This is a genomic window from Achromobacter sp., from assembly GCF_036567245.1.
Taxonomy (GTDB): Bacteria; Pseudomonadota; Gammaproteobacteria; order Burkholderiales; family Burkholderiaceae_B; genus Achromobacter.
In genome coordinates this window covers 1-5,310 of sequence record NZ_DATCUY010000064.1, presented here as the reverse complement: position 1 = coordinate 5,310, position 5,310 = coordinate 1, and the positions used below count along the sequence as shown (strand labels likewise).

The 5,310-nt window shown below is 67.7% G+C and carries 6 protein-coding genes; 2 read left to right on the top strand and 4 right to left on the bottom strand.

All coding sequences use genetic code 11. The annotated features are described in order from the left end of the window. The 4 genes from VIR09_RS02525 to VIR09_RS02510 form a co-directional block, all read right to left on the bottom strand. Positions 1-434: alcohol dehydrogenase catalytic domain-containing protein (locus VIR09_RS02525; RefSeq protein ID WP_332011457.1), on the bottom strand; the 434-nt coding region annotated here is incomplete at its 3' end. A gap of 24 nt (positions 435-458) precedes the next feature. Then, positions 459-1,232 carry an SDR family NAD(P)-dependent oxidoreductase gene (locus VIR09_RS02520; protein ID WP_332011456.1) on the bottom strand — a complete coding sequence of 258 codons (774 nt, stop codon included), beginning with the start codon at positions 1,230-1,232 and terminating at the stop codon, positions 459-461. A gap of 7 nt (positions 1,233-1,239) precedes the next feature. Then, positions 1,240-2,553: a histidinol dehydrogenase gene (hisD, locus tag VIR09_RS02515; RefSeq protein WP_332011455.1), complete on the bottom strand. Its 1,314-nt coding sequence runs from the start codon at positions 2,551-2,553 to the stop codon at positions 1,240-1,242. A gap of 30 nt (positions 2,554-2,583) precedes the next feature. Continuing rightward, positions 2,584-3,636, bottom strand: coding sequence for an ABC transporter substrate-binding protein (locus tag VIR09_RS02510; protein WP_332011454.1), 1,053 nt, complete (start codon positions 3,634-3,636; stop codon positions 2,584-2,586). A 223-nt stretch (positions 3,637-3,859) separates the two neighbouring features. Between VIR09_RS02510 and VIR09_RS02505 the strand changes: the two genes are divergently transcribed. Together VIR09_RS02505 and VIR09_RS02500 are read left to right on the top strand one after the other, a co-directional pair. Beyond that, on the top strand, positions 3,860-4,912 hold the full coding sequence (locus tag VIR09_RS02505) for a substrate-binding domain-containing protein (protein ID WP_332011453.1): 1,053 nt from the start codon (positions 3,860-3,862) through the stop codon (positions 4,910-4,912). Positions 4,913-4,931: 19 nt separating this feature from the next. Then, the coding region (locus tag VIR09_RS02500) for an NAD(P)-binding domain-containing protein (RefSeq protein ID WP_332011452.1) at positions 4,932-5,310 on the top strand (379 nt) is incomplete at its 3' end.

The following is a 5,310-nucleotide window of genomic DNA, read 5'->3' as shown; positions in this document are numbered from 1 at the left end:
TGCAAGGCGGTGGCCGCCGGTTCGGTCAGCGCGGCGGCGGCGGCCGGCATATCCTGCGGCACGGGAATCAGGCAGCGCTCGGGTATGGCCATGAATTCGGCGAACGCGCCGGGGCGCGTCATGCCCACCATGCTGCGGTTGCGGCACAGATTGTTGCGGCCCTGGACGCAGAAATCGCAGTGGCCGCAATGGATCAGCGGGTTGCCGGTGACCCGCTGGCCGGCGCGGCTGCCGCCCACCCGCGTGCCGACGAACTCGTGTCCCAGAATCAGCGGCGGATTGCGGCGCGGGTCATGCCCGTGATAAGCGTGCATGTCAGAGCCGCAGATGCCCACGGCCTCGATGCGCAGCAGCGCGTCGCCGTCCGCCTGCACCGGATCGGGTTCCTCGCGGTACGTCAGCTGGCTGGGCGCGGTGTAGACAAGGGCTTTCATGGCGGGACTCCACGGAGATTCCGGTCAGCGGGCCGAAAAGCCGCCGTCTATGAACAGGGTCTGCCCGGTGATGTAGGCCGAGGCCTCGCTCGCCAGGAACACGGCCGCGCCGTGCAAGTCCTCCAGCCGGCCGTTGCGCCCGATCATGGTGTTGGCGGCCAGCGCCTGCACGCGGGCCGGATCGCTCATCACGGATGCGGTCAGCGGCGTCTCGAAAAAGCCCGGCGCGATCGCGTTGCAGGTGATGCCGTGGCGCGACCAGTACTCGGCGATGGCGCGGGTCAGCTGCATCAGGCCGCCCTTGGACGCGCCATAGGGCGCGCTGTCCGGAAAGGCGCGCACGCACTGCAACGAGGTGATGTTGATGATGCGGCCCCAGCCGCGCTCGCGCATGGCCGGCGCCAGCGCGCGGGTCAGCAGGAACGGCGCGGTCAGGTTGATTGCCAGCGAACGGTCCCAGTCCTCATCGGCGGTGTCCTCGAAGGGCTTGCGCACATTGATGCCCGAGGCGTTGACCAGGATGTCGGGCGCGCCGAACGGTCGCGCCGCGCGGGCGGAAAACCCACTCAGCGCATCGCGGTCGGCCAGATCGCAGGGCAAGGCGCGCGCGCGCAGCCCTTCGTCTTCGAACTCGCCTGCGGCGAAAGCCAGCTCCTGCTCGCGCCGCGCCACCAGCACCACGCTGGCGCCGGCCCGCGCCAGCGCCAGGCCGATGGCCTTGCCGATGCCGGAACTGCCGCCGCTTACCAACGCGACGCGGCCATCCAGATCGAACAGGCGGGACATGTCGTTCTGCATGATGGCCTCACTCCCGCACGGGTTCGCCCAGTTCGAAGGATTCCTGGGGGAAGTACTTGGCCAGGCGGTCGTCCGCCGTGCGCGCATGCGCCTCCATGCCTTCCAGGCGCGAGATCCGGGCAGTGACCTGGGCGGTGTCGCGGCTGGCCTGGCGCGTCATGCGCTGCCAGGTGACGGTCTTGATGAACTTGTGCACCGACAGGCCGCCCGAATAGCGCGCCGCGCCCTTGGTCGGCAGGATGTGGTTGGTGCCGCTGGCCTTGTCGCCGAACGCCACCGTGGTTTCCTCGCCGAGGAACAACGAGCCGTAGCAGGTCAGGCGCCGGAACCACCAGTCCAGGTCCTCGCAATGGACCTCCAGATGTTCGCTGGCGTAGCGGTCCGAGACCTCCACCGCTTCTTCCCGGGTATCGCACAGCACCACCTCGCCATAGTCGCGCCAGGCGGCGCCGGCCGCGTCCCGCGCGGTCGGCGGCAAGGACTCGATCAGCTCAGGCACCCGCCGCAGCACGGATTCGGCCAGGACACGGTCAGTGGTAATCAGCCAGGCCGGCGACTCATGCCCATGCTCGGCCTGCCCCACCAGGTCGGAGGCGACGATGGCCGGATCCGCCGAGGCGTCGGCGATGATGCAGACCTCCGACGGGCCGGCGAAGACGTCGATGCCCACGCTGCCGAACAGCATGCGCTTGGCCTCCGCCACGAATTTGTTGCCCGGCCCGACGATGATGTCGGCCGGCTTGCCGGTGAACAGGCCGTAGGCCATGGCCGCGATTGCCTGCACGCCCCCCAGCGTCATCACCGCGTCCACGCCCGCCACCTTCATGGCGTACAGCACCTGCGGATGTATGCCCTCGCCGCGGTAGGGCGTGGAGCAGGCGATGACCGTGGGCACCCCGGCCGCCTTGGCGGTGGCAATGCTCATGTAGGCCGAGGCGATGTGCGCATAACGCCCCGTGGGCACGTAGCAGCCTGCCACGTTGACAGGTATCAGCCGCTGCCCGGCGACCAGGCCCGGCGCCAGCTCCAGTTCGAACTCGCGCACCGAAGCCATCTGCGCCTGCGCGAACTTGCGCACCTGGCCGGCGGCGAACTCGATGTCGCGCTTGATGCCGTCGGGTATGGCTGCGGTACGCCGTTCGATCTCGGCGGCGCCGACCAGGATATCCCCCTCCCATTTGTCCAGCCGACGGGCGTAGTCGCGCACCGCGGCCTCGCCGCCGGACTTGATGTTCGCCAGCATCTCGGCGGCGACTTCGCGCGCGGCGGCCTCGTTGCCCTGGGGCTGCCTGGCCGCGGATTTGAGCTTGCTTACTGCCATGGTGTGGCCTCGCGGAAGAATGGATGCGGCTCAGTTGGTCTTGTTGGCGAAGGTCTTGAGCGCCGGGGTCTGGTCGACGCGCTTCATGTAGTCGTCCGTGATGTAGGTCTTGGGATCCGGCACCTCGGTGAGCGTGCCCACGCCCTTCAGGTAGCCGGACAGGGCTTCATAGGCGTTGTCCAGCGTGGACTTGCCGCCGGCGCGCGACATCAGCTTGAGCTGCTCGTCCAGCGTGAAGATCGGCCGTTCCAATTCCTGCCCCAGATAGCCGTCGTTGAGCTTGATGCCGTTGGCCTGGAACAGCTTGCGCAGATAGCCCATGGCTTCCGCCTTGTTGTTCTTCTCGAAGCTGACGGCCCGCAGGTACACCGCCAGGAACTTGGCGACCGCGTCCGGGTTCTGCTGCGCGAATTCGCCGCGCGCCACCAGCGCGCCCGGGATCATCACGCCCGCGTCCTTGCCGTTGCATACGACTTCCGCGCCGCTCTGCTCGTTAAGCGTGTAGAAATTGGGCGCCCAGGTGCCGGCCAGCATGCCATTACCGCCAGTGAAGGCGGACACCAATTGCGCCGGAGCGAGTGTCACCACGCTGACGTCGCTGCGCTGCATGCCCCACTTCTTCAGGCAGGCCATGGTCGCGTACTCGCCCGTGGAGTTCGGGCTGAGCAGGATCTGCTTGCCCTTCACTTCCTTGGCCGCATTGCTGCGCACGGCCGCGGCGTTCTCCTTGCGCGCCATCACGCCGTTGGCGGTCGATTCATCATTGGTGACGCCCAGCGTCACGATGCCGTAGCGCTGCGCGCCCAGCACCGCCGGCGGCGAGCCCGTGCCGCCCACGTCCCAGGACTTGGACGCGGCGCCGGCGATCTGTTGCGCGCCCGCCGGATACACCACGAATTCCGGCTTCAGGCCCGCTTCGGCCCACCAGTTCTTTTCCGTGGCGATGTAGATCGGCAGCGCCCAATAGGCAATCTGGTAGCTGACCTTGATGGGCGTCGGCGCCTGGGCCGACACGGACGGGCTCAACAGCAAGGCGCCCAGCGGCGCCAGGCACAGACCCAGGATGCGGGGGATTCTCGACATGCTTAGTCTCCAGATAGTGGATTCCGGTCTGCATGCGCGAGCTGCCGCGGCATTCCCCGGATAGCAGGCCCGGATCTGCGTCTGGGCTCGGTTTTTTGAAAGCGCATACAGAGAATAAGCGCGCGGCCATCTCATTCAACCCCGAGAAAACCCTAGAAATCGCCCACAGCGTTTCAATAACTGTATATTCACATCATCCAATTTCTGAAAGCGCTTTCAAAAAATGAAGCGAAAGTCCGCTCCTCTATCCGGGGACACCCTGAAGTCGATTGCCGCCAGCGGCGGCATCTCCTCGGCCACCTTGTCGCGGGTGTTGAACCACCCTGAACAAGTACGGCCGGACCTGCGCGCCCGCGCCATGGCGCTGCTGGCGGAAGCTGGCTACGTGCCGCACGGCGCTGCCCGTTCGCTGGCGTCGCGCAAGACCCGCACCATGGGTGCCATCATTCCCACCGTGGACAGTGCGCTGTTCGCCAAGCTGGTCGACGGCATGCAGCAGACCATCCATGAACACGGCTACCAGCTGCTGCTGGCCAGCACCAACTACAGCCCGGCGCGCGAAGCCGGCGAAGTGCGGGCGCTGATCGAGCGCGGCGTGGACGCCATGATGCTGGTCGGGCGCAGCCGCGACCCCGAGATCTACGAGCTGCTGCAGTCCAAGGGCATCCCCTTCGTCACCACCTGCCACTACGACGCCGCCGACGCCTGGCCCATGGTGGGCTGGGACAACGCGGCCGCGGCGCAGCGCATCGCCGACTACTTGCTGGACATCGGCCACCGCCGCCTCGGCGTGATCGCCGGCATTTCCAAGGACAACGACCGCGCCGCCGACCGCGTGGCCGGCTTCACGCGCGCGCTCAAGCGCCGCAGCATCGACCTGCCGCCGCTGTACGTCATCGAAAAGCCCTACACCGTGCCGGAAGCGCGGCGCGCCATGGCCGCGCTGCTGCGCCTGCCCGAGCCGCCCACCGCGGTCATGTGCGGCAACGACATCCTGGCCTACGGCGCGCTGCAGGAGTGCCTGTGGCAAAACCTGCGCGTGCCCGAGCAGATTTCAATCACAGGCTTCGACAACATCGAAATGGCGGCCCATTGCCGGCCAGGCATCACCACCCTGAACGTGCCGGCCTTCGAACTGGGCCAGCGCGCCGCCAGCATTCTGCTGGCGGCCGACGCCGACACGCCGCCCGAGAACGTCTGCATCGAACTGGAACTGATCGTCCGCGACACCACCGCGCCGCCGCGCAGCAGCACCAGTGCACGGCTAGGCAGCTGACCACACCGGAGCAAGCCCCATGGAACACACCGAATCACCCCGCATCGCATTCCTGGGCCTGGGCGTCATGGGGAGCGCGATGCTGCGCAACCTGGCCGCGCAGGGGTATGCAGTATCAGGCTACGACGTCGTGCCCGCGGCCATGGAGCGATTGGCCGATACCGGCTTCCGGCGCGCCTCCACCCCGCGGGATGCCGCAAGCGGCTGCGATGTGGCGATCACCATGCTGCCCACCTCCGCCCATGTCCGCGACGCCCTCTTCGGCGCCGACGGCGCGGCCGCGGGTTTGAATCCGGGCGCCCTGGTCATCGAAATGAGCACGGGCGACGCGGTCGAGACAGACCGCATCGCCGCCGATCTCGCGGGCCTGGGCCTGCGCTGCATCGACGCCCCCGTGG